The following is a 26,310-nucleotide window of genomic DNA, read 5'->3' on the forward strand; positions in this document are numbered from 1 at the left end:
AACTCTTTTAAGAGTTTTATTTTAACTCGTCACTATAACCTTTCATAGCTTCTTCTATAACGCTATCATCAGCTATATATGGAAGAGTTATGTGGTCTGTTTCACTCATTAATTCATTGTATTCCATAGAAGTTGAAAGAGCATTTTCATTTCTTGCCCAAGCTCTTCTAGCAACTCCTCCCATAACGTCCCAAAGCATTGCAGTTTTTAAAATCTTGTCAATTCTTTCAGATCCGTCTAATACGCAGCCAAATCCACCATTTATAGACTTGCCAATACCAACTCCTCCACCATTGTGAAGAGCTACTAAACTCATACCTCTTGCACAGTTACCTGCAAAAATTTGAGTTGCTTGGTCAGCCATTATATTTGAACCGTCTTTAATATTTGAAGTTTCTCTAAATGGAGAGTCAGTACCGCCTGTATCGTGGTGATCTCTACCCATCATTACAGGGCCAATTTCACCATTTCTAACCATTTCATTAAATTTAAGTGCAATCTTTCTTCTACCAAAAGCATCTTGGTATAAAATTCTAGCCTTAGTTCCGACAACTAATTTATTCTTTTCTGCATCTCTAATCCAAATCCAGTTATCTCTATCTTGATATCTTCTATCTGGATCAATGCAGTCCATAGCTGCCATATCAGTTTTTCTTAAATCTTCGTCTTTACCACTTAGGCAAACCCATCTGAATGGGCCATATCCAAAGTCAAATAGTCTTGGTCCAAGAATATCTTCAACATAAGATGGCCAAATAAATCCATCGTGTTCATCTATTCCATTTTTAGAAATTTCTTTAACTCCAGCATCAAAAACAGCCTTCATAAATGAGTTACCATAGTCAAAGAAGTAAGTTCCCCTATCAACTAGAGTTTTAATAAGTTCAAAGTGTTTTCTTAAACTTTCGTCTACTAGCTTTCTAAACTTTTCAGGATCTTCTGCTAATAGTCTAGTTCTTTCTTCAAAATCAATTCCTTGTGGACAATATCCACCAGTATATGGTTCGTGGCAAGAAGTTTGGTCAGAGCAAAGTGGAATTTCAATATTATTATCTACAGCATATTTTAATAAATCTACAATATTTCCATGGTAAGCAATAGCTCTAGCTTCTTCTTTTTCCATATATTTTTTAGCTTCAGCAAAAGCTTCTTCAGCTGATTCACAAACTTCATCAACCCAGCCTTGTTCAAAGCGGGTATCGATTCTTGATTTATCAACTTCTGCTATTATAGAAACACCACCTGCTATATTAGAAGCTTTTCCTTGAGCACCACTCATTCCTCCAAGTCCTGAAGAAACAAATAGTTTTCCCTTTAAGTTTCCATCATTTGGAATACCAAGTTTTAATCTTCCAGCATTTAATAAGGTGTTATAAGTTCCATGAACTATACCTTGAGGTCCAATATACATCCATCCGCCAGCAGTCATTTGGCCATAGTTTGCAACGCCTAGTGCTGATGCTCTATTGAATTCGTGTAAATTATCAAATAAGCCAACCATAAGTCCATTTGTTATGATAACTCTTGGAGCTTCTTCTTTTGAGTTGAAAAGTCCAACAGGGTGTCCTGAATATAAAACTAAAGTTGACTTATGATCTAGTCTTTCAAGATATTTTTTAATTAATCTATATTGCATCCAGTTTTGGCAAACTGATCCAGTTTCACCATAAGTTACAAGTTCATAAGGATAAAGAGCAACATCGAAGTCAAGATTGTTGTCAATCATTACTTGGAAAGCCTTACCTTCTATACAATTTGACTTGTATTCATCAATTGGTTTTCCAACAATTGGTCCTTCAGGTCTAAATCTATATCCATAAATCTTTCCATGTTCTTTAAGTTCTTCTAAAAATTCTTTTGCCATTTCCTTATGGAACTTTTCAGGAATGTATCTTAAAGCATTTCTAAGAGCTAATTCAACTTCGTTTTTTCTAAGATGACATTCTCTTCTTGGTGCTCTTCTTATCCCCTTTTGGAACTTAGGATACTCTGGAAGAACATCGTCTAATTTGATTGTCATAGCACCTTGTATCTCTTTATTTGTAATCATCTTTTCCCCCTTTATAAAAAGAATTATATTTATAATTATTTATTATATAAACGTTTACACACTTTTCTAATAAAAAGGCAGCTATCCGCCCTTTTATCTAAAATTATTTTGTAAATGCGTAAACAACTGCCTTTATAGTGTGCATTCTATTTTCAGCTTGGTCGAAAACAAGTGATCTGTGAGATTCGAAAACTTCATCAGTAACTTCCATTTCTCCAATGCCAAATTTCTTATAAATATCTTCTCCAATAGTAGTGTTTCTATCGTGGAATGATGGTAGGCAGTGTAAGAAAATTACATCTTCTGCTGCATTATCTATCATCTTTTGATTTACTTGGTAAGCTTTTAATTGATTAATTCTTTGTTCCCAAATTTCATCTGGTTCGCCCATAGATACCCAAATATCTGTATAGATAATATTTGCATCTTTTGTAGCTTTCATAGGGTCAGATTCTAATGTAATTTTTGAGCCAGTAATTTCAGCAATTTTCTTAGCTTCTTTAACTAATTCTTCTGAAGGGAAAAGTTCCTTTGGAGAAGCAGCTGTAAAGTTTAAGCCCATCTTTGCACAAGCTATCATAAGTGAGTTAGCTACATTGTTTCTTGCATCTCCAGCGTAAATAAAATTTAATCCCTTTAAGTAACCAAAATGTTCTTCAATTGTTAGTAGGTCAGCAAGCATTTGAGTTGGGTGGAACTCATCAGTTAGACCATTAAATACAGGTACTCCAGAATATTCTGCTAATTCTTCTACAGTTTTTTGGCTAAATCCTCTATATTCAATACAATCATACATTCTACCTAAAACTCTAGCAGTATCTTTAATAGATTCCTTTTTACCCATTTGGCTAGTACCTGGTTCAAGATAAGTAACTCCTAAACCTAAATCATTACCAGCAACTTCAAATGAACATCTAGTTCTAGTAGAAGTTTTTTCAAATAATAAAACCATATTTCTTCCAGAAAGGTACTTGTGTTCTGTACCTGCTCTTTTCATAGATTTGAAATCTTTTGAAAGGTCTAATAAGTATCTAACTTCTTCAGTAGTAAAATCAAGAAGTTTTAAAAAACTTCTTCCTCTTAAATTAATTCCCATTGTAAACACCCCTTTAATTTATTTTTATATTTTTATTATAACATAAATTATAGATTGTTGAAATAGTTTTCAAATGGTACTTACATTGTTATCTTGTTATTTTTTCTATTATATTTACTTCAATTTTAAATAAAATAAAATACTTTTATTCATATCTAAATGTGATAAAATATAATTGTATAAAAAGAATATAAATTTATCATATAGGAGGAAATTATGGAAAAAATGTTTTGTAATCAGTGTGAGGAAACTGTTAAAGCTAGAGGCTGCACCCAAACAGGAGTTTGCGGAAAGACAAGTGACACCAGTAACATTCAAGACCTGCTAATATATTCTACGAAATCTTTAGCCTATGTTTTAAATGCTTTAAAAGCTAAAGGAGAAAAGCTAGATCTCTCAAACTACAGAATAATAACAAATAACTTATTTTTATCTATAACAAATGCCAACTTTGATTCTAAATTTATTTTAGAAGAAGTTAAAAAAACAATAAATTTAAAAGATAAGCTTTTAAAAAAATTAGAAAACAAAGACTTTCTTCCTCCTTATGTCCTATATAGCGAAGAAAGTGAAGAAAAATTAATCGAAAAATCAAATAATTTACATTCTTCTAATGAAGATAAAGACATAAAATCCCTAAAGGACTTAATTCTTTTTGGTTTAAAGGGAATGGCTGCTTATTTACACCATGCAGAAGTTCTAAAATTTGAAGATAGAGAAATATATGAATTTTTAGCTATAGCTTTATGTGAAATAATGAAAACTGACCTATCTAAAGAATATCTAACCAACCTAGTTCTTAAAACTGGAACTTTTGGAGTAAGAACTATGGCTTTACTAGATGAAGCAAACATTTCTAACTATGGAGATCCTGAGATTACTAGAGTAAATGTTGGCACAAGAAATAATCCAGCTATTTTAATTTCAGGTCACGACCTTAAAGATATGGAGCTTTTACTTGAACAAACAGAAAATACTGGGGTTGATGTATATACTCACTCAGAAATGCTTCCTGCAAACTACTATCCTAAATTAAAAAAATATGAACACTTTGTTGGAAACTACGGGGGAAGCTGGCATAATCAAAAAGATGAGTTTGAACTTTTTAACGGACCAATACTTATGACTAGTAACTGCATTGTTCCTCCAAAAGAATCCTACAAAGATAGAATTTTTACAACAGGTCCTGCAGGATTTCCTGGATGTAAACATATAGAAGCTAAAGATGGTAAAGTAAAAGATTTTTCAGAAATTATTGAAATGGCTAAAAATACTAAACCACCTACCGAAATTGAAAGAGGATATATAACCGGTGGCTTCGCTCATACTAGTGTAGTTGCACTTAGCGATAAAATAGCAGAAGCTGTGAAAAATGGAGATATTAAAAAATTTGTAGTAATGGCAGGCTGCGATGGAAGAAAAAATTCAAGAAATTATTATACTGAATTTGCTGAAAAACTTCCACAAGATACTATAATCTTAACAGCTGGTTGTGCTAAATATAGGTACAATAAGATTAACCTAGGTTCAGTAGCAGGAATCCCAAGAGTATTAGATGCTGGGCAGTGTAACGACTCCTACTCCTTAGCTGTCATAGCTCTTAAGCTTCAAGAAGTTATGGGTTTAGATGATATAAATGACCTACCAATAATATATAATATAGCCTGGTATGAACAAAAAGCTGTTATAGTTCTACTTGCCCTACTTTCAATCGGAATAAAAAATATCCACCTTGGACCAAGTCTACCAGAATTTCTTTCAGATGGAGTATTAAATGTTTTGGTAGATAATTTTGGAATCAAAGGAATAGCTACAGTAGAAGAAGACCTAGACTACTTTTTCCCAGATAGAGATAAAACAAAATTTGTCTTTACAGGAGATACAATAATAAAAGAAGTCCTAGAAAAAAAGACCTCAAAAAGCAAATGTCCTTATGGAAATAGGAATGCACTGCCTAGGATGCCCTTCATCTCAAAATGAAACTATCGAAGAGGCAGCAGCTGTTCATGGAGTTAATACAGAAGAACTTTTACAAAAATTAAATGACTAAAATCTTTGTTTATTAATTTTTAGTCTATAGCTCAAAATAAAATAATAAATATATTAGCTAGTCCCCTCCTTACACAAACTAGAGTAAGGAGGGGATTTTTATTAGATTTTAAAAATATCTAATTTCAAAATATATTTATGAAAATTAATTTTATTAATTATGATAATAAATTGAAAAAACTCTATATATTAAAATTGTAATGAAATTGTAAGATTAGGTCCCAGGTATTCGTGGTATAATATTATTAGGATAAATAATAAAAGCTAGCTATCTTTTAAATTAAATTATTTGAGGAGGGTAAAGCTATGAAAAACGTATTTACATGATGTCACTTTAAAATTATTTCTAATTTATCAAATTATTTTGATTTTATAATATTAGGATCTAAATTTTCTATAAATGATATTATTAAGATAAATTACAAAAGCTAGCTTTGTTATTTATTATATTATTTGAGGAGGGTAAAGCTATGAAAAAATTTGTTTACATGATTTTAATTACTTTTTTACTTCTTGGATCATCTTTTGCCGATAATTTGGACTTAGACGATTATTTTAATCAAGTCATAAATAGTTTGGCAAATGAAGAAAATGGTTGGGTTTTAGATGAACTAAATAAGGATATTGTACCTACTTTTGATTTTGATAACAATTTAAATGGTGCAATCTGTAACTTAACTAAAGATGGGGAAGAAAAAGGTTATATTATCATAAATATTTTAGATAATAATTTCGATCTAGAACAATTTTCATACACTGGAAAATATGATAAAATACCGAAAGAACTTGAAAAGAGTAAATTAATAAAAGTTGGATTCGATTTATTCTATAATTCTAGTTTATTAAAAATAAATGATATAAATGAAAGTGCAGAAATTCAACGAATTAAACGTTATAATGAAGAATTTAAATATGTAGTTGAAGAAAATATAGCTAATAAAAAATCCTCTAATCAACTTAGAGCTAACTCAGATTATGATTTAACAGTTAAAAACTTATATGGCAATCCATCAGCTACAGGAGGTTTAAGATATAACTTTTTACCATTAACTATGAAGCAATTTACATCAGATAACAGTGAGAACTTTTGTGTTCCTCTTGCTAGTCTGAATTTATTAAGATATTGGAAAACAAGAAGAGGTGTAGATAATATTATTTATAGAGATGGTTATACAGAAGCTTTTAGAGCTTTAGATAATTGTATTCCTAGAATTCCGGTGATAGATGGTAGTGTTGCAGCATTAGCAAAAGATGGTACAAAAAAATATTTAAGAGATTATGGCCTAACAATGCCGGCCGGTGAGGATGTTAAAGTTTTATATGGTCTCGAAGATTTTATAAAAAGAAACATAAATAATAGTAATCCACTTGTAGTAACTTTAAGGCCTGGTGCAAAAGATGTAAAAAAAAAGAGATTATAATTGGCACGGAGTTTTTGCAGTTGGGTATGGTAAAAGTGGAAGTTGGGAATATTATAGAGTTTGTGATGGTTGGAATGCTAATTTTAAAAATTTTGTAGGAAGGGGGTACGTTTTTGATGCGTGGTATCTTAGATTTTAGAAAAATAAAATATATTCTCCTCTTATCTTTTATTTTCATACTAACTTCATGTGTTAAAGAAAATATAGATCTTAATAAAGAGAAGGAAAATGTTATTCCAGAGGCTTATAAATATGTAATTGGATTTAAGGAAGAGTCAACTTCTTGGGGATTAAATACAAATCTCAAAGAAATTATCCCATCATTTAACAAAGATGGAAAATTTGAAAGATTTGTTTTTACAATCTATAGAGATGACAATCTCGATTCTTTCCTATTTGCTGAAAGAAAAAATGATGGATCCTATGATTTTACCGTCTCTCATGAAGCAGATTTTAAATTTGATTCTGACTATAAATCAATAGATGGAAAAAAATATATAATTGACTCAGGCAAAGAAGCCATAGGTGATATTCTTGTTGGGGAAAATAAGGAGCTTAGTTTTAGATCTTTTGAAGAGCTAGATGAATCTTATAGAGATAAAAAAATAGAAGATAAGATTAAAGATTTTGATGTAAATGTAGAAAGACCAGAAACTGATTTTTATATAGATCTTGCTATTTTAAAGGAAAATGAAAAGATATTAAATGACAAAGAGATTGAAAAAAAGATAATAGAAGAAAATAGTAAACTCAAAGAGGCTAAGGCTATTCCAGTTAAAAATGGAAATGATGAAGTATGTCTATATATAGTGACTGAAATAACAAATGAAGATGAAAAAAATGTAAGGGTCATCTATCCATATCTAATAAATGGACAAGTAGCAAATGCAATGACCTTAGAGGGAGTTTTAAAAGAAAGATTTCCTGAACTATTTTCAATGGGTAAAGACCTTAATATTTATAAATTTAAAGGATATGGAGGTTTTATCTTTACTTTTGATGATGAGATATATAATTCTCGTAGAGAAAAATTAGAAGAGAGTGAATTTGAAAGGCTTAAAAACAATTAAAAAAAATGGGGCAATTAAATGCCCCATTTTTTATTATCTAAAGAATATCCAAATAATAGGAGCTGCAATAAGAATACTTAAAATTACTCTTTCTATCCAAATTAAAATATAGTCTGTAAATTTAATTGGAATTTCAGTACCCATTATACAAGGAATTGATGCTGAGAAAAATAGTATTTCAGAAACTGAAACTACTGCAACAAGCATTCTTGTAATTATAGAGAATCCTTCTCCAGCAACTATTGGCGCTGGTAGAAGCATTTCAGCTATAGATAGTGCAAGAGCCTTAGCTGTTATCATAGGTTCAGGAATTCTTGTAATTAGGGTAAATGGATAGAAAATATATCCTATTATGTCAAATATAGGTGTATATGTTGCAAGTATTAAACCTATCATACCTATTCCAAGTAATGATGGAGCGATATTTAGTGCCATTTTAAATCCATCAATAAAATTAGATTTTATAACTTCTGGAAGTGGTTTTGATTTTTTAAAAGCTGTCATACCAGCATCTGCTGCATCAGAAAAATTAACTTTTGCCTTCTTATCTTTTTCCTTTAATTTTCCTGAATAATATACTTCTTCTTTTTTAGAAAGAGGGAAAATTCTAGCTGTAATAGCTGTTACTAAAAATGTTACAATTAGTGTTATCCAGAAATAAGCTAACCAGTGTCCCATTAAGTCTAAGGTATTGGCAACAATTACCATAAATGTTGCTGAAACTGTAGAAAAACCAGTTGCAATAATAGCTGCTTCTTTCTTAGTGTAGAAATCTTCCTTGTAAACTCTATTTGTAATAAGTAGGGCAAGTGAATATGATCCTACGAAAGATGCAACTGCGTCAACTGCAGATTTGCCTGGAGTTTTAAAAATTGGTCTCATTACAGGTTCCATAAATACACCAATAAATTCCATAAGTCCAAAACCTGTTAAGAAAGCTAAAAATACAGATCCTATTGGTACAATTGTAGTAACTGAAACCATAATTCCATTCCAGATTAAAGGTAACATTCCTTTTTCAAAGAACTTTTCTGGACCTAGTTTTGTAACATACATAAATAAGAAAATAATACTTGTAAGTTTAAGCCCAAAAAATACTTTGTTTAGAGTAGATCCCTGCCAGCCTTTTGTTTTAAAAGCGTAAACGACTCCTGCTACTACCATAAAAATACCAAAAATAAAATTATAATTAGGAATTTTTTTAACAAAATTTGTTATGTGGTCGATAGGAATTGTACTCTTTCCTCCAATTGTGATAGGTATGAAAAACATAAATATTCCAAATAGGGCATAGAGTAAAAATAAGGCTACATCCTTGGAATTATAGTTCTTCATTTTTGTTTTTTCCATTACTATCCTCCTTTAATAAAATATTAATTTTGACTTTAGCTAAGTATCTTAACTATTGTCTAATATGTAGTATATCATATTTTAGTAAATTAAACCAGATTTAAAGTAAAATATTACTTAGTGTTTAGCTAAAATAAAAAAGAGCTATAAAAAACTCTTTAATTTTTCAAAAAAATAAAACCCTCATTCTTAGAATATATCTATTTATAAAAGTACTTTTTCTAATTTTATAATATTCTTTTTAATCCTTCTTTAAATATTGAAATAAACAAGTGATTATAAAATAATAAAATTTAAAATAGAAAAATTACCTTTAATCTAGATTTTCTTTTATGAGGGTTTAAGCATATTAATTTTTAAAACTCTTTATTAAATTTATTCTACTGTAACTGATTTTGCTAAATTTCTTGGCTTATCAACGTCTCTATTTAAAGCTTTTGCCGTATTATATGCTATAAGCTGAACAGAAATAGCTGTTAAAATTGGATAAAATACCTTGTAGGTTTCTGGAACAAATATAGAAAAATCAGTCTTATCTTTTCCCCTAAATATTTCAGAGTAAATTCCAATAGTTACAGCTCCCCTTGCCTTTACCTCCTCAAGATTGGATAGGGTTTTTTCAAATACTTCTTCTTGGGTAAGGACTGCTATAACTGGAGTTTTTTCTTCTATAAGAGCAATAGATCCATGTTTTAATTCTCCTGCAGGAAAAGCTTCAGTATGGATATAGGAAATTTCTTTTAACTTTAAAGCTCCTTCCATAGCTGTTTTATAATCAATTAGCCTTCCAATATAAAATGCAGAACTTTTTTCTTTAATAACATTAGCTATTTCTTCATATATCCCTACATCATCCAATATTTTTTTCTGTTTTTCAGGAATTGATTTAAGCTCTTCTATATATTCCTTAAATTTGCTTTCGTCAATTTTACCAGTAGCTTTTGCCAAATATAAAATAAACTCATAAATTGCCATTAGCTGACTTGTGTAGGCTTTAGTTGAGCAAACACCTATTTCAGGTCCAGCCAAGGTATAAATAGAGTAGTCAGAAAGTCTTGTTATAGCAGAAGCTAAAACATTAGTTATAGCTACTATTTTTGCACCCATTTTTCTAGCTTCTTTAAGGGCTGCAAGAGTATCTGCTGTTTCTCCAGACTGACTAACTGCAACTATTAATGAATTTTCGTCTAGGTTAGGAAGATCATACCTAAATTCTGATGAAAGAATTTCAAAACTTTCAATTCCTAGCATTTTCTTTGCAAGATAAGAAAAATTAATTCCTGCATAGAAGGCAGTTCCGCATCCAATAGTGTAAATCTTATTTATTTTAGATAATTCCTCTTTTGTAAAAGGAAAGTCTTCGTAGACAATATCTCCATTTTCTAATTTACTATTAAGTGTATCCATACACACCTTAGGCTGCTCGTAAATTTCCTTTAAAGTGAAAGTTTCAAAACCTTCTTTTGAAGCAGAGTCTTCATTTAAATTTGACTTTTCTACCTTGCAGTCTACTTTTTCCAAATCCATATTGAAGATTTTAATCTCATCAGATCCTAGAGTCGCTATTTCATTATTTTCTAGGTAAATAATATTCTTAGTGTATTTTATAAAAGCAGCTGGATCGGAAGCTAAATATACTTCCTCCCCCCCAACTCCAATAACTAAGGGAGAATCCTTTTTTACTGCAAATATTTTATCTGCATGATCTAAAAAAATTATAAGACAGGCATAAGATCCTTCCAAAGAATCAAATGCTTTTTTTATAGCTAAAAGAGGGTCTTTATTTTCATCATAATAATAAGAAATAAGATGACCTATAACTTCAGAATCTGTTTCAGACTTAAATACATATCCTTTTTCTAAAAGGCTATCCTTTATTTTCCTAAAATTTTCTATAATTCCATTGTGAACAACGGCAATTTTCCCATCCATACTTGTATGAGGATGAGAATTTGCTCCAGAAGGAACTCCATGAGTTGCCCACCTAGTGTGTCCTATAACTACATTTCCTTCGACTTTTCCCTCTAAAACTAATTTTTCTAACTCTTTTAGTCTACCCTTAGTCTTTACTATATTAAGTTTTCCATTATCTATGGCAGCAAGTCCTGCTGAATCATAGCCTCTGTACTCTAGTTTTGAAAGTCCTTCTAAAACTTTCTCTACCCCATTATTTTTCCCAATATATCCTGTTATTCCGCACATAAATCCTCCAATTTGCTAAGAGGTTAATAAAATTACGATAATGACTTTTTGTAATAAAATTACTTCTATTTTTTGTAGTCAAATTTAGGCATCGCTTGCCTTAGGAGCATCCGCCGAATTTTTCGATAACTCCTATCCTCGTCATCCACTTAGGGACCAGGCGCTTATCTTAGCTTTTCAATTATATTAAAAATATCAATTAATGTCAAAAATTACTAGAATTAGTTAATTTTTTTGATTGAAAAAATATTTTAAAAAATAAATTTTATATTTCTTAAAATATCCTATCCTTGTAAATGTAAATTTTATATAAAATTTAGTATTAGAAAAGATTTTTAGAAAAATTTTAAAATTATATTTAAGCTTAAACGGCTATATTTAGCCATTTTATGTAAAATCATAAAAAAACATAAAAAAAGTTTAAAAAAATGTTTGAAACCACATTAACTGGGTATAATAATATTAAGAAGGAATACTTCTTAAATACTAAAAGTCTAGTCTATTTTTATATAGGTGTTTTGTAAGTAAAAGAATGTGCTAATAGTATTTAAGATAGGCATAAAGAACCTAAATATATTTCTTCTAGGATATGCTTTTATTAAAGCAAAAGTCAATTTATTCCTTGGGAAGTTCGGAAGCTAATTGACTTTAAGTAATCTTATTAAAAAAACTAATGATGAGTATGGGGTTTTTCAGATAAAGGAGAATTTTAGAAATTTCATAAAGTTTTTAATAAGCCGCCTATTACTATACAAATAAGTGCAACATAGTATGATTTAAGTATCTTTAAATACTAATCTAGCAAATGAAGGGTTGAATTTTTAATCAAAGCACGATCTTCATAAATTATTTGTAAAAGAGAAGAAAAAGAAAATCGGAAAAAAAGAAAAAATAAAGTTTATGATCAAAAAAAAATATAGAAAATTTCTAAAATCAGAAACTTTAAATTTAAATAATAAATAGATTAAATAATATTCTATTTATTGAAAGGAGAATTAATATGTTAGAGCCAAAAACACAAGAAAAAAGCATATCTGAAAAGTAGTCTTAGCAGGTAATAAGAAACTTAGCTAAGACTACTTTTTTATATTTTTATATATTAATTTTTTCAACTATTATAGATCCTCTTAATTTCTCCATTCTAGTAAAAAGCTCTGGAACTGAGTGCCATCCAACTGCATAGAATCCATTTTCAGGATCCCACTTTTTATAATAATTTAGAGCATTTTTAATTGATATAAAAGTGCTCATGTCACTTTCAATTACAATTGCCCTATAATCTCCCTTTTTAAAGTTGTAATCTCCACCAAAAAGATATAAGGCAAGATTATTTTCTATAGCAAATTTTTTAGTAACCCTACCAATTAGACTATGGTCTCTATTTAACTCATATTTGTAAGGTGATAGGGCTTTTATCAAAATATCATTTCCTAATTTTTTTCTTAGACTTTTTAAGCTATCCTCTACATCTTTTTCATTTATAGCTAGATTTGTATATCCAAAGAAAAATATATTTTCTTTTTTTATTCCAAGCTCCATACAGCTATGTTTAAATTCAAGATTTCTAGCTTTTATAAGTTCAATTGGACCAATTTTTTTGTCTTTAGCAAGCTTTTCATTGATTAAAGTAATGGCACCTGTCTTTTCCCCATTGGTAAGTAGGGCAATATAAACTTCCTTGCCAGCTTTTAAATCTTCCCTTATAGCTGGTGCAAAGAAAACTAATTCATCGTCTTGGTGGGGACTTAAATAAAGAACCTTGTCATAATCCTTCTTTCTAACTCTATCAAGTCTCCCACCAACAACTGTAAGCCTTTTATAATCTAAATTATAAAAATCTAAGTCAGAGAGTTTTTCTTTAACTAATAGGGTTATTGTTGAGTTCTGATATGAAACTGGTCCAGATAAAATAGCATCCGCAAAATTGTCCCCCTTTGTAATAACAATACTATCTGACTTAGGATAATATTTTTCAAAAAGATTAAGGCTGGTTTCATACCTATCAGGTCCACAAATTCTTATTGGATTTGGAAAAAATTCTTCTAAATTAAAGCTTAATGAACTAGGTCCTGCAACAATTATACTTTCTTTAATTCCATCTTTTTTTAAATTTTCGCCAATCATCCTTGCATTATTTTCATCTATCAGATAAATAGGATAGGATTTATTGATAGCTAGACTTACTGCTGAAATTCCATCTGCATAATTCTCTTTTGAAATTAGTATCGCCTTTGATGCCTCTCTAAAATACTTCCTATTTATATCTATCTGATCCTTATCGTCTTTTAAACTTATTATTTCAAGCTCTTTTAAATTCCTTAACTTGTTTTTAATATCTTCACTAAAATTTTTTTCTCCCTCGAAAAGATAAATCTTTCTTATTCTCATATCTTTAGCAAGATCTTCTATCCTCTTATCTAAATTATCATCTTTTAAGTAGTAAAGCCTAGAAGATAGTTTTTCACTTAGAGAAGAAGCTATTACTTGACTTTTATAGTCATGGCCACTAACTAGTATAAGCGCATCACTTCCCTTATTTAAACTTTCATTAACTTTAAAAGAAGTTTCATATCTATCCTCCCCTGCTAATACTAAGGGTTGGGTAGCAAGTGATTTTGTAAAAATAAGCAAAAATGTAAGTAGACTTAAAAAAAATAATTTCTTCATTTCCTCCTCCAATAAGCTACATTGTCTTTAATCAATTATAAAACAAAATACGAATAGAATAAAGTAGTTTAATAAATTCTATTAAACTACTCTAAAATTCCATATTGTTTTTTCTAGTGGACTCAAGATATAATTTGTGGTAGTAGGAAGAATTTTCAAGTAAATACTCATGACTTCCACGACTTATAATCTTGCCATTTTGTAAAACTATTATCTCATCAGCATCTTTAATTGTAGAAAGCCTATGCGCAATCATAAAGGTTGTACGATTTTCTTTTAATTTTTCTATAGCTTTTTGTATAAGAATTTCAGACTCAGTATCTATATTTGAAGTTGCTTCATCCAAAATTAAAATTTTAGGATTTCTAATATAGGCCCTTGCAAATGATATAAGCTGCTTTTCACCTGCCGATAGATTGTTAGCTTTTTCTAGAAGCTCGGTATGGATACCTTTTTTAAGTAAAATATCCGCCCCCAAATCCCTTAAACTATTCTCTACTTGAGAATCGCTAAAATCTTCTTCTAGACAAATATTATCTTTAATAGTCCCCTTAAAGATAAAAGAATCTTGTAAAACAACTGCCATCTCACGCCTTAAAGAATCTTTTGAAACCTTTGAAATATCTGTACCGTCAAGGTAAATCCTGCCCTTTTGGGGAGTATAAAAGTTGAGAAGTAGGTTAATAATTGTACTTTTACCTGACCCAGTTTGGCCAACAAAAGCTACCGTCTTTCCTGATTCTACATTTAAATTTATATCTTCCAAGACATATTTTTTATCATAGGCAAATGAAACTGAATCAAAAGAAACACTTCCATTATTTTGAGTAAGCTCATTATTAGAGTCCACTTCTTCATCTAGCTTTAGTATCTCTAAAGCGTGTCTACCAGAGGCATAAGCCTGCTCAAACTCTGTATATCTTGTAACTACCCTATTTAAGTTATTAAAAATCTTCTGACTATAATCTAAAACAATATAAAGGCTACCAACCGAAACTGGATAAAGCCCCTTGATTTTTCCAAGTCCAAAATAAAGTAAAATTAAAATAGTTGCAACATAAGCTAGCGAATCTATTGCCCTATATCCAGAATAAGATCTTAGTTTAGAGTGCTTAAGCTGAGTTTTGAAAATTTTATCATTATATTCATCAAATTCTTCTTTAATATAATCTTCTTTATTAAAACTATTTATAACTTCCATATTTTGAATATTTTCATTAATCTTAGCATTTAATATAGAAACATTTTTCCTAACCTCCCTAGTATAAAGAGAAGTCTTTTTTCTTAAATCTATAAAAATAAGAGCAACTAAAGGAAACAAAGTAGCTATAAGCAGGGCGGGAACCCAGTTATTAACAAGTAAAACTATAAAAATCCCCACAGCCATCATAGAGCTTGTAAAAATATCTGAAAGTACAAGAGAAAACATCCTCTTAAGCCTATTAGTATCATTGGTTATCCTAGATACGATACTTCCGGCATTAAGACTATCAAAATATGATATAGGAAAGGCTGAAACTTTTTTATATACATCTTTTTGAATTCTTAGGGTAATATTGTTAGCAGCCTTTTGAAAAGATAAGGTTGTAAGATTTAATATTATTCCAGTTAAAATATACACAGCTAAATATAGCAATAAATATTTTATAATCTCTAAAATATCTATAGAACTTATGTCTTTAACTATCAAATTATCTAGGATATAGCCAATGATAAATGGGCCGAGCATTTCCAAAAAAGTCCTTATGGTAGAAAAGATTATGCCAAGACCAAGATATAATTTTTCAAGTTTCATATAATAAAAAAGTTTTTCTGAAACAAACTTATCTCTTATTTTTTTATCTTCCATCTTATTCCTCCATAGACTGTATTTGATATTGTTTATAATACCAAGCCTTATTAGCCATTAGAGCATCGCTATCTCCTTCTTCAACTATCTTCCCATCTTCTAAAACTATAATATAGTCAAGATCCTTAACCTGAACTATCCTATGACTTGCAATTAAAAGAGTTAATCCCGAAAAATTTTCCTTAAGATTAGTCAAAATATTTTTTTCAGTTTCACTATCAAGAGCACTCATAGTATCATCTAAGATTAAAATTCCAGGTTTTTTGATAAGAGCTCTTGCAAGTTGAAGCCTAGCTTTTTGCCCTCCAGATAAAGATATACCTTGCTCACCGCAAAGAGTTTCATACCCATCTGTAAATTCATCGACATCTTTTTTGAAATCTGCCATAGTAAGTGCCCACTCTAAATCTTTTTCATCTTTAGACTTATCGCCAAAAATAATATTTTCCCTAATTGTCTTAGAAAAAATCATATATTTTTGGGGAACATAGCCAATTTTACTCCTTATAGACTTAGTAGTGTAGTAGTCATAAGGCATATTATCTAAAAGAATAGTAGATGTATCCATTTTATATAAGTTTAAAAGCTGCTTAATTAAGCTAGATTTTCCAGATCCGGTTTTACCTAAAATACCAACAGACCTACCAGCATCAATTTTTAATTTAATATCTTTTAACCTCTTAATATCATTTGATGGATAAGAAAAACTATGGGAATTAAAATTTATATCAAAAACTTCATCTTTTAAATCTACCGCATCTTCTCTATCCACATAATCTTCCTTATAATTAAGAACCTCACCAATTCTATCCATAGAAGCTTCAGCCTGCTCCTTCATATTTATAAAATTACCAAGGGCATACATTGGCCAAATTAACATATTTAGATAATAAGTAAAGGAAACAAGCTCTCCAACGCTTATTTCATTAATCTTTATAAGATATGAACCATAAGAAATTGCTATAATAAAAGTAAGGGCTGGAATTATTCTTTGAAGAGGTGCCATTAGTGCTTCTAACTTAGCAACATTCATATTGTCATCTCTTAGTTTTTCACCCTTTTCAGTAAAGGCTTCATATCTTTTTTCTTTTTGATTGAATGTTCTTATAATCCTAACTCCCTCAACATCTTCTAGAACCTGATCATTTAGATTATCGAAAGATTTTTGAGCTATAAAATATTTTTCATATATCTTATCTCCGATTTTTATACATAAAATGGCAAGTAAAGGAAGGGGCAGAATAGAAACTATTGTAAGTTTAAAATCTATAGCAACTGCCATCATAATAACTATACAAATAGGAAAAACTGTTGAATCAAAAAAAGAAAGTGTTCCCGGTCCAGCAAGGTCAGAAAGAGCGTAAACATCCCCAGTAGATTTACTCATAAGTGAGCCAGTTGAATTTACTTCAAAAAATCTTAATTGCTGTTTTAAAAACTTTCTAATAAGTTTATCTCGAGTTTCATGTTCAATCTCGTTGGATGCTCTATTTATAAAATAAGACCATCCCATAGCAAAAAAGTATTTAACAACAACTACAAAAAAAGTAAAGAGAATTATCTTAATAAACCTATCAAAGCCAATCTCTCCCTTAAAGATAAGATCTGTAAGTTTGCCTGTAATATAGGGTGGAATTAATCCAACTAAGTCACTTAAAAAAAGAAATGTGAGTGCAATTATGTACTCTTTTTTATAATAATCTATAAACCAGCGAAATTTCTTAAACATAATAATTCCTTTCTAATATCATATTATTATCTATACCCAAAAAATATATTCAATTAGACAAAGTAGAAATCTATATATAGTATATATTCTAACATTTCATTATTATTTTTTAAAGCCAGTAATTTATTTGTTTAGTGACTATTTTTCTAGCTTCAATATAAAAAAAAGAATAGCAAATTATTTTAAAATAAAAAATCCCCTCTAGACTAATCTCTAGAGGGAATATTATTAAAAAACTAACTTACTTCTTTTTTACCTACTATTAGACTTCCAAGTGCTCCAAAAAATAAACTCCAAGCTAGTAAAACTACTAAACTAATAAAAATATTATTAGACTTTAGAAAAGAATTTAGTATAAAACTTCCATTTGCAAGCTCTGATGCCTTAATATGTGTAAATGGGATGATAACTTTTAAAGGACTTTTTATAAGGCTAACAAGGTAGATAAAAGCCCCTGTAATCCCTAAGCTTATAGCCAAAACCCTTATCTTTTCCTTTACAAAGATTGAAATAAATGCTCCAAAACTTGCTAAGAATCCAATTTGGAAAATATAAGAGGCTATAAGTTTTAGGTCATATTTCCATAAAGGAATTAGCTTAAAATATGGATCAGACTCAATTAAAACTTGCTCAGGTCTAACACTTCTAATATACTCTACTACTGGAAATCTAGGATCCCCTAGGCCCTCTGTTAAAAGTCCAAGGATAAAGAGTAGAAGAAATATAAGTCCAAGGGTAAGTATTCCTACTAAAAATGAAGCTAAAATTTTTCTTATATGATATTTACTTCTTTTGATAGGCTCTGTGTACATAAGTTCTATCTGATTTCCATTTTCTTTATCATAGGAGTAGTGACCAAAAGAGATAATTGAAATAAGGGTTATTATTAAAAAGTCTATTGGATAAGTCCTCTCTATCCTCCTTGGTAAGTAAAAAGATGAGTGAGAAAGTACATTATCCTCATTTTGCTCAAGCTTCCATGGATCTACATCTTCTAGTGAAGACATGAAAGGGTGAGTTGAAATCATAAGTGGAAGAATATTTCCCTTTGACATTTCCTTATATAAGGCCTTGCTTTCCTGATACGAAGGGCTAGTAAAAAAGTTTCCCTTAATACGTAATGAAAAAAATCATATCATTATAAACTATCTCCTTATATTTGAAGTCATAGAATTCCCTACCCTTCTTATCTTTATAGAAATTATAAGCTTTTAGTGAATCTTCATAAAATTTTTCTACCTCTTTAATCTTAGCTTCTAACTCTTTCTTACTTTTCTTATACTCATCACTATCTATCCCATAAGCATCTTTATAATCACTTAGCCTATATCTACTATTAGATTTAACAGTAGAAAGTTTTGATTCTGATACAGAAGTAAGATAAGTATCATAATATCGCTTAACCCAAATGTCCTTTAAATAAAGCGATAAAAATACAACAAAAAAAATAGCTAGTGTAGATATAATAGACTTTGTAAAACTGCTTTTTAGCCTGATTTTCTCAAATTCAAATCCTAAAATTGTATATAATTTATTTGTTTTTGTTTTTTTGCTATACTTATATTCCTTTGGCATAATTACCGTTAATATAGAAAATAGAATAGCCAGGCATAAATATGGTAGATAGATAAATATACTCCTACCTTCTACATTAGTTGCTATAGATACATTGTTAATGGTTCCTGATTCAATTCTCCCTAATATATTTTCATAATAATTTAAGGCATATATTGGATTGAGTGAGTTTTTTAGACCAGAAAATGTCTTAGTAAATAGACTTAAAATAATTATGCCAGAGAGCAGAATAATAATACCTCCCATATAGTCTTTAGATCTTTCACTAATAAAAATAATAATAGAGCTAAAGAAAAGAGTCATAATTAGGTAGCGGAAAAAAATCTTTATAAGTAGCTGGTAAGCGTATAGATACTTTAAATTATCTATATTTGAAAATATCCTATATATTTCTAGGTGAGAGTTATGCCATTTCTGTCCAAAAGCAAATCCTATTATTATTGTAAAAAAAACAATTGATAGAAAATATATTATAGAAGAAATAACAATAACAATCTGTTTTGAAATAACCATCCTAAAACGATCTATGGGCTGAGTTTCTAAAAGTAGGATAGTTCCATTACTTTTTTCACTTGAAATTATTGGAGTAAAGGCTAATATTAATATTAGCATAGGAAAAATCCCAAGTAATTTATTACTTAGGCTAAGAAGAACTCTCATTGGATTACTTGAGTACCTTCCATACATCAAATCTGTAAGGGTGGTATTATTTTCAAGCATTTTTTCTAGCTCAAAATTAGCAAACTCAATATCTGATGCATATTTGTCAGGTAATTGAAGTTTATATTTTTTAAGTACTTTATATTCATCTTCTACATACTTAGATACCCTATCTCTTAATTTGGTAGCCTCTTTTTCAATATCTTCGCCCTTCAAAATACTATATTGATCTGATACAAAACCCATAAATAAGGCGTCTGACTCCTTATTTAATCTTTCTTTTTCTTCATCGTCTAAGTGTTTTGCTAAATGATTACTATCAGGAAAACTATTTTCGGCAAAAAGGCTGAGAATAGAGGTCCTATAAGACTCTGATCTATAGTTTTCAATAAATGTATTCATTGCATTAAAATCAGACTTATAAGTAAAATATGATAATAGTAAGGCTAAAACTATAATAAGTGGGATTATTAATTTTCTATGAAGCTTAATAAATTCAAACCTTATCATTTCTTCTCCTTATGTAAGGCTAGAGTTCTCTAGCCTAGTAAGTTATTTATTGTTCCAACCATAGTCTGCTAAATCAAGTGTTCCTTCATAAACAACTTTTATATACTTTTCTGTCTTATATATGGCTTTTAAAAAAATATAACCCTGATAATAGTGTCCACTATCATAAACTCTTCTATGGATTGAAGCTGGGAAACTATCAGAATAATATTTTATCTCTTCTTTATAATATATCGATTGTAAGACTTACGCCATTGGCTCTACTATTTCTTCTCCTCTTAAACTTTCAGCAAAAGTAGCTGTAATTGGACTTATCAAAATAGCAAAAACTAAGACAAATAAGGTAAGCTTTAAAGTCTTCTTCATTTTTTTCACCTCCTTTTATTTAAATCTTATATAAGTAATTTTTCTCTTATATACAATATTAAAAATCTAGTCCTTTTCTTTTTTTCTATATATTTTTAAATTCACTTTAACCACTTTTGTTTAATTTATTGTATCACACTAATTTGCTTTTGTCCAATTTTTTTCTAATTTTTTAATCTTAGTAGATGATTAGTTATGTAATCTATCTGTAGTATTTTTTTTCTATTAAAAAAGGCTGGAATATTCCAGCCTTCTAAAAATCTATATACCAACTACAAATTCTCCATCTTTTTCAAAATTATGAGTTAAAAAATTAGATTTTATTAAAAAATACGTAGTAACAAGAGTAGACAATAAATCACTTACAGCCATTGCAGTCCAAATTCCATTTATATTTAAAAATATAGGTAAGATAAAAAGCAGTGGCATTAAAAAAATTAATTGTCTTGTCATTGAAAGAATAAAACCAACTCTAGCCTTTCCAATTGATTGAAATAATCCGGATCCTACAAATTGAAATCCCAGCATAAAAGTCATAGAGTTATAAATTCTAAGACCAGGTACTGCAATTGGTTTAATCGCTTCAAAACTTGCACTATCTTTAACAAAAACTCCAACGAGCGTTTCAGGAAATAGCATCATCACAAGCCATCCTAAGCTTAAATATATGGTGGCATATTTTAAACTTAATCTTAAAGCATTTTGCACTCTCCTATATTTTTTTGCACCATAATTAAAGCCAACAATAGGCTGAAGACCTTGATTAATTCCAAAAATTGGCATAAAAACAAGCTGACCAATGCTGTCTATTATAGCCATAGATGAAGTTGCAAGGTCTCCACCATATTTTTGAAGCTGGTGGTTAAAGCCAACTGATACAAGGCTAAAAACAAGCTGCATTGAAAAAGGTGTTATGCCTAGAGAAATTATTTCCTTAATATAGTAAGTTTCTAACTTCATATCCTTTGGAACAATTTTTAAAAGACTTTTACCAATTGTAAAATAACGGATAGTCCATAAAAATGATAAAAATTGTCCAATTCCTGTTGCTAAAGCGGCTCCCTTAACCCCCATATCAAAGATAAATATAAAGACATAGTCTAAAATTATATTACTAATAGCACCTATAAACATAGTAGCCATAGCAACTTTAGGGTTACCTTCTCCCCTAATAAAATTATTTAGGGCAAAGCCTATCATATTAAATGGTCCAAATAAGACGAGTATTTCTCCATACTCTTTTGCGTAAGGAAGAATGGTCTCAGATGCTCCAAAAAGTACTAAAAGTCTTTCTAAATTAAAATATAGTAATACTGATAAGGTTACACTTATAAGTATAATTAAGGAAAAAGAAGTACCTAGGATTTTCTCTGCCTGATCTTTTCTATTTTGCCCAAGCCTAATTGAAGCTATAGAGTTTCCACCAAGTCCAACTAACATTGAAAAAGCCATCATTGATAGAACAATTGGTAAATTTAAATATACTCCACCAATAGCTAACTGGCCAACACCATTACCCAAAAATATCCTATCTACTACATTGTAAATGGCTGTTACCATCATCCCAATAATTGCTGGAATAGAAAATTTTACAAGAAGTTTACTAATATGCTCCTCACCAAGCATCCTGGACCTTTCATCTTTTATTTCTGTCAAAAAACTACCTCCTAACAATTCTTACAAAATTTTTCTTTCCCTTTTGTAAGATAAGCTCACCTTCCTTAAAACTATTATCATCAATAAGAAGTTTTGGATCAGTAACTTTTTCTCTATTTACACTAATTGCATTTCCCATAACAAGTCTTCTTGCTTCAGAATTTGACTTAGTAAATCCAATTTTTGTAAGTAGATCAAGTAGGCCTATTTCTCCTTCTTCTAGGACAAATGTATCCATATTTTCTGAAGAAATTCCTTTTTCAAAAACAGCTCTAGCAGCTTCAAGTGCAGCCTTAGCCTTTTCTTCTCCATGGATAATCTTACAAACTTCATAGGCAAGAATTTCTTTAGCCTCATTAATCTTCTCACCTTCCAAAGCTCCAAGTCTCTTACACTCTTCTGTATCAAGGAAAGTTAGCATAAGAAGGTATTCACAAACTTTAACATCTTCAACGTTTCTCATATATTGGAAAAGTTCATTTACAGAAGTTTTATTTTCATCTAACCAAACAGCGCCCTTTTGGCTTTTTCCCATCTTAGTTCCGTCAGCCTTAGTTAGAAGTTTGAAGGTCATTGCATAAACCTTATCATCTCTTAATTTTCTAACAAGGTCATAACCTCCAAGAATATTTGCCCATTGGTCAGATCCGCCCATCTGTAATTTACACTTATGTTTATCATATAAAACTAAGTAGTCATAGGACTGAAGCAGCATATAGGAAAGTTCAAAGTAGGTAAGACCTTTTTCTAACCTATTTTTATAAATATCTAGATTTAGCATTTGATTTACATTGAAATGAGTTCCTATATCTCTTGCAAATTCTAGGAAATTTAAATTTCTTAGCCAGTCTTTATTATTTTCAATAATGCCATTTCCATCAGAAAAATCTAAAAATCTAGACATTTGTTCCTGAAATCTTCTAGCATTTTCATCAATTGTTTCTTCAGTCATTAAACTTCTCATATCATTTCTTCCAGAAGGATCGCCTATCATAGTAGTTCCCCCTCCTAGAAGTGCAATTGGAATATGTCCATGTTTTTGCATTCTCATCATAACCATAATTTGAATAAAGTGTCCTATGGTTAAAGAGTCTGCTGTAGCATCAAATCCAATATAAAATTTAACTCTTTCTTTTTCTAATAATTCACTTAACTCATCTTCAAATGTTGCCTGCTCAAAATATCCTCTTTCTTTTAACTCGTCAATAATATTCATTTTTCCCTCCTAAAAAAAATAGCTATTAATGATAAAGGGACGACTGAGCCGTGGTACCACCCTCCTTTGCCATTAAATAGCCTCAAATTTATCTAAAATGATAAGTTTAAAGAAATAGCTTAGTTGTAATTCCTTAAAAAATAAGTACTGGGTCTAAGCCTTCTTATTATTTAATTTTATAAAACAATTATAACATAAGACTCGTAATTATAAAAGATATATTTTTTAGAAATGAATTTATTTAAATATTATAAAATCACTAGGTCCAGTATGCTTTTTTTCTAATATATTAAAATAAATTTATAAACTTTGTTTAAACAAAAAATATATTTATGATATAATCTAAAGAAGAAGGAAGTGATTATTACTTGGAAACAAATGCACAAATATCAAAGTCACATAATCCAGTTTTAAATAAACTTAGGTTAAATGATAAATCAAGAGTTAAAAAAGTAATTGGAGTTTTAAGTGGAAAAGGCGGAGTAGGAAAGAGTTTTGTATCTTCTAGTCTTGCAGTTCACGCAGCAAAACTTGGAAAGAGGGTAGCTATATTAGATGCAGATATTACTGGGGCATCTATTCCAAAATCATTTGGAATTCATGAAAATGCCCTCCAATCAGATGGACTCATCCTTCCAGCCATAACTAAATCAGGCATACAAATAATGAGCGTGGGCCTACTTTTAGAAAATGAAACCGATCCAGTTATATGGAGAGGTCCTGTAATTTCAGGAGTTATGAGTCAGTTCTACACTGACGTCTACTGGAATGATGTTGATATAATGTTTGTAGATATGCCTCCAGGAACAGGCGATGTAACCCTAACAGCCTTTCAAAGTTTTCCATTAGATGGAATAATTATAGTTTCATCTCCTGGCGACTTAGTTAGCCTAATTGTCGAAAAACAAGTTAATATGGCTAAAAAAATGAATATGAAAATTCTTGGTCTAATAGAAAATATGTCTTATTTTATAACACCAGACACTAGAAAAAAATATGAAATATTTGGTAAAAGTAGACTTAATGAATTTTCAGAAAAACTTCAAATCTCTGCTCTAGGTTCTCTACCAATTGATCCAAAAGCAAAAGAACTTGTAGATGCTGGAAGGATTGAAGACTATTACAATATAGATATAGAAAAAATAGTAAAGAAAATAATATAAGGAGATAATATGGGATTTTTAAATGATTTAAGAAAAGATAAAATGTTAGCAATGAAGGAAAAAGATAGGCTTAAAGCTTCAGTAATTTCAAATATAATGAATGGCGTTCTACTAATGGAAAAAGAAGCTAAAAGAGAAATTCAAAAAGATGAGGGAATGAAGATTGTAAAGTCTGAACTTAAGCAGGCAAAAGACACTCTAGAATCACTACCTAGTGACCACGCTGACCTTATTGAAGAGACAAAAAAGAGAATAGAAATTATTGAATCTTATCTTCCTAAACAATTATCCGAAGACGAATTAAAAAATATTATAGAAAAAATTATTGAAGATAATTCTTTAGACAAATCTCCAAAATCTAAAGGCCTAATTATGAAAAATTTAATGGCAGAACATGGGGCAAGTGTTGATGGAAAACTTGCAAACAAAGTTATAGATAGTCTAATTAATGGTTAAATTTTCTAAAAAAATAAAGCTATAAGGTCATTTTTTGGCCCTATAGCTTTTTTATTATCCTAATAGTAAAAACAAAAAGTGAGCTGAAATACCTGCTGCTAGTCCGCCAAGTGTATGAGATAAAATTGCCTTAGGAGCAAGTTTTCTAACTCCAAGTGCATCCATCATACCAACATGAGTTGAAAGATATCCTGACCAGCACATTCCAAGAGCTGTAAATACAGCTATATCATTTGCAGTAATTGAACCGTCTGTAAGTAGTTTTGGAACCATTCCAAGAGCCGCCCCAACACTTCCTAAAGCTGTAAGTGGAAAAGCGATAGCTTCATTGGAAGTAAATCCAAAAAGAGTATTTAAAACTGGAGAAAGAAAAGCTCCAACTTTAGGAATCAAAGCAACTCCTTCATAAGCTGCACCAGTATAAACCATATTTCCAGTTTGAGGATCAACTGAGCCCTTATAAGTTAATATCATAACCAAACTACATATAACAACTACTCCAGGTATAATATCAAAACCAATTTGAACTCCGTTTTTGCCGCCTTCAAGTAAAGCATTTAAAACTCTCTCTACTGTAGAGCCTTCAGTTATTTCCCTATATCCATCACTTTTTGCGAGCTTTTGTAAAGCCTCTTTTTCCTTGTCATATCCAAAAAATTTCTTTGTGAAAATCATCATAACCCTAACAGAAACAATAGAGCCTATAACAGCTCCTAAAAGGCCAATACTAGCAGCCTTCATATATTCGCTTCCATTACCCTGACTAGAAAGAAAAGTCCATACAATAAGTCCCATCCCAAAAGATGTTCCTAAGTTACAAAGAGTTGGAATCTGCCAATCTTTAAAATATTTTTTAAATCCACTATCAGCAGCAAGTCCAATAATTGCTGGATTATCAGATAAGAAAGTTGTTACAACTCCAAGAGCAGCAGCTCCAGGAAGATTGTATAAAGGCTTCATAATAGGTGAGATAATCTTATTTACTAGAGCAATAACTCCAAACTCTGAAAAAAGTTTTGAAAGAGCCCCTGTAAGAACAGCTATAGCCATTATGAAAAACACAGTATTTAAAAGTAGGTCATGGGCAGTGGCCATAAGAGTATTAAACATATTACCAACTCCCATAACTGAAGCTATGTAGGTAAACATTCCAACTACAACAAATAAAGTGATAAAGGTATCAAGGCCAATTTCCTTTTTCCTTTTGGTATTATCCATTCCATCC

Annotated in this window: 18 protein-coding genes; 6 read left to right on the forward strand and 12 right to left on the reverse strand. The window is 30.1% G+C overall.

Annotated features, from left to right (window positions below):
* Positions 1 to 16: 16 nt before the first annotated feature.
* Together VLK81_RS09315 and argF are read right to left on the reverse strand one after the other, a co-directional pair.
* Positions 17 to 2,050, reverse strand: coding sequence for a urocanate hydratase (locus VLK81_RS09315; RefSeq protein WP_324620372.1), 2,034 nt, complete (start codon positions 2,048 to 2,050; stop codon positions 17 to 19).
* 103 nt (positions 2,051 to 2,153) lie between these two features.
* Positions 2,154 to 3,146 (reverse strand): ornithine carbamoyltransferase, encoded by a 993-nt coding sequence (gene argF, locus VLK81_RS09320; RefSeq protein ID WP_324620373.1) that lies wholly within the window; start codon positions 3,144 to 3,146, stop codon positions 2,154 to 2,156.
* Between the two features lie 225 nt (positions 3,147 to 3,371).
* On the opposite strand from argF, the gene hcp reads away from it, so the two are divergent.
* From hcp to VLK81_RS09340, 4 genes are all read left to right on the forward strand, one after another.
* Positions 3,372 to 5,126 (forward strand): hydroxylamine reductase, encoded by a 1,755-nt coding sequence (hcp, locus tag VLK81_RS09325; protein WP_324620519.1) that lies wholly within the window; start codon positions 3,372 to 3,374, stop codon positions 5,124 to 5,126.
* Entirely contained in the window at positions 5,092 to 5,196 is a 105-nt protein-coding gene (locus tag VLK81_RS09330; protein ID WP_324620374.1) for a DUF1858 domain-containing protein, read from the forward strand. The genes hcp and VLK81_RS09330 overlap by 35 nt, the downstream gene beginning before the upstream one ends.
* A 469-nt stretch (positions 5,197 to 5,665) precedes the next feature.
* Positions 5,666 to 6,616 (forward strand): hypothetical protein, encoded by a 951-nt coding sequence (locus VLK81_RS09335; protein WP_324620375.1) that lies wholly within the window; start codon positions 5,666 to 5,668, stop codon positions 6,614 to 6,616.
* Between the two features lie 113 nt (positions 6,617 to 6,729).
* On the forward strand, positions 6,730 to 7,686 hold the full coding sequence (locus VLK81_RS09340) for a hypothetical protein (RefSeq protein WP_324620376.1): 957 nt from the start codon (positions 6,730 to 6,732) through the stop codon (positions 7,684 to 7,686).
* A 33-nt stretch (positions 7,687 to 7,719) separates the two neighbouring features.
* On the opposite strand, the gene VLK81_RS09345 is transcribed toward VLK81_RS09340, so the two are convergent.
* From VLK81_RS09345 to tyrS, 9 genes are all read right to left on the reverse strand, one after another.
* Complete coding sequence (locus VLK81_RS09345; RefSeq protein WP_324620377.1) at positions 7,720 to 9,036, reverse strand: YjiH family protein; 1,317 nt, start codon at positions 9,034 to 9,036, stop codon at positions 7,720 to 7,722.
* Positions 9,037 to 9,411: 375 nt separating this feature from the next.
* Positions 9,412 to 11,238: a glutamine--fructose-6-phosphate transaminase (isomerizing) gene (glmS, locus tag VLK81_RS09350; RefSeq protein WP_324620378.1), complete on the reverse strand. Its 1,827-nt coding sequence runs from the start codon at positions 11,236 to 11,238 to the stop codon at positions 9,412 to 9,414.
* Positions 11,239 to 12,330: 1,092 nt separating this feature from the next.
* Complete coding sequence (locus VLK81_RS09355) at positions 12,331 to 13,905, reverse strand: cell wall-binding repeat-containing protein (RefSeq protein ID WP_324620379.1); 1,575 nt, start codon at positions 13,903 to 13,905, stop codon at positions 12,331 to 12,333.
* A gap of 91 nt (positions 13,906 to 13,996) precedes the next feature.
* On the reverse strand, positions 13,997 to 15,754 hold the full coding sequence (locus VLK81_RS09360) for an ABC transporter ATP-binding protein (RefSeq protein ID WP_324620381.1): 1,758 nt from the start codon (positions 15,752 to 15,754) through the stop codon (positions 13,997 to 13,999).
* A gap of 1 nt (position 15,755) precedes the next feature.
* Positions 15,756 to 17,483, reverse strand: a complete 1,728-nt coding sequence (locus VLK81_RS09365; protein WP_324620382.1) for an ABC transporter ATP-binding protein — start codon at positions 17,481 to 17,483, stop codon at positions 15,756 to 15,758.
* Between the two features lie 236 nt (positions 17,484 to 17,719).
* On the reverse strand, positions 17,720 to 18,538 hold the full coding sequence (locus tag VLK81_RS09370) for a hypothetical protein (protein ID WP_324620383.1): 819 nt from the start codon (positions 18,536 to 18,538) through the stop codon (positions 17,720 to 17,722).
* A gap of 55 nt (positions 18,539 to 18,593) precedes the next feature.
* Positions 18,594 to 20,228, reverse strand: coding sequence for an ABC transporter permease (locus VLK81_RS09375; RefSeq protein ID WP_324620384.1), 1,635 nt, complete (start codon positions 20,226 to 20,228; stop codon positions 18,594 to 18,596).
* A gap of 627 nt (positions 20,229 to 20,855) precedes the next feature.
* Positions 20,856 to 22,250, reverse strand: a complete 1,395-nt coding sequence (locus tag VLK81_RS09380; RefSeq protein ID WP_324620385.1) for an MATE family efflux transporter — start codon at positions 22,248 to 22,250, stop codon at positions 20,856 to 20,858.
* A 4-nt stretch (positions 22,251 to 22,254) separates the two neighbouring features.
* Positions 22,255 to 23,466, reverse strand: a complete 1,212-nt coding sequence (gene tyrS / locus VLK81_RS09385; protein WP_324620386.1) for a tyrosine--tRNA ligase — start codon at positions 23,464 to 23,466, stop codon at positions 22,255 to 22,257.
* 368 nt (positions 23,467 to 23,834) lie between these two features.
* Here tyrS and VLK81_RS09390 point away from each other — a divergent pair, with 368 nt between their 5' ends.
* Positions 23,835 to 24,629 (forward strand): Mrp/NBP35 family ATP-binding protein, encoded by a 795-nt coding sequence (locus VLK81_RS09390; protein WP_324620387.1) that lies wholly within the window; start codon positions 23,835 to 23,837, stop codon positions 24,627 to 24,629.
* Between the two features lie 9 nt (positions 24,630 to 24,638).
* Positions 24,639 to 25,085 carry a GatB/YqeY domain-containing protein gene (locus tag VLK81_RS09395; protein ID WP_324620389.1) on the forward strand — a complete coding sequence of 149 codons (447 nt, stop codon included), beginning with the start codon at positions 24,639 to 24,641 and terminating at the stop codon, positions 25,083 to 25,085.
* Between the two features lie 54 nt (positions 25,086 to 25,139).
* On the opposite strand, the gene VLK81_RS09400 is transcribed toward VLK81_RS09395, so the two are convergent.
* Positions 25,140 to 26,303 carry a CD0519/CD1768 family membrane protein gene (locus tag VLK81_RS09400; protein WP_324620391.1) on the reverse strand — a complete coding sequence of 388 codons (1,164 nt, stop codon included), beginning with the start codon at positions 26,301 to 26,303 and terminating at the stop codon, positions 25,140 to 25,142.
* Between the last annotated feature and the right edge of the window lie 7 nt (positions 26,304 to 26,310).

The sequence above is a fragment of the Citroniella saccharovorans genome (assembly GCF_035481615.1).
In the GTDB taxonomy this organism is placed as follows: domain Bacteria; phylum Bacillota; class Clostridia; order Tissierellales; family Peptoniphilaceae; genus Citroniella; species Citroniella saccharovorans.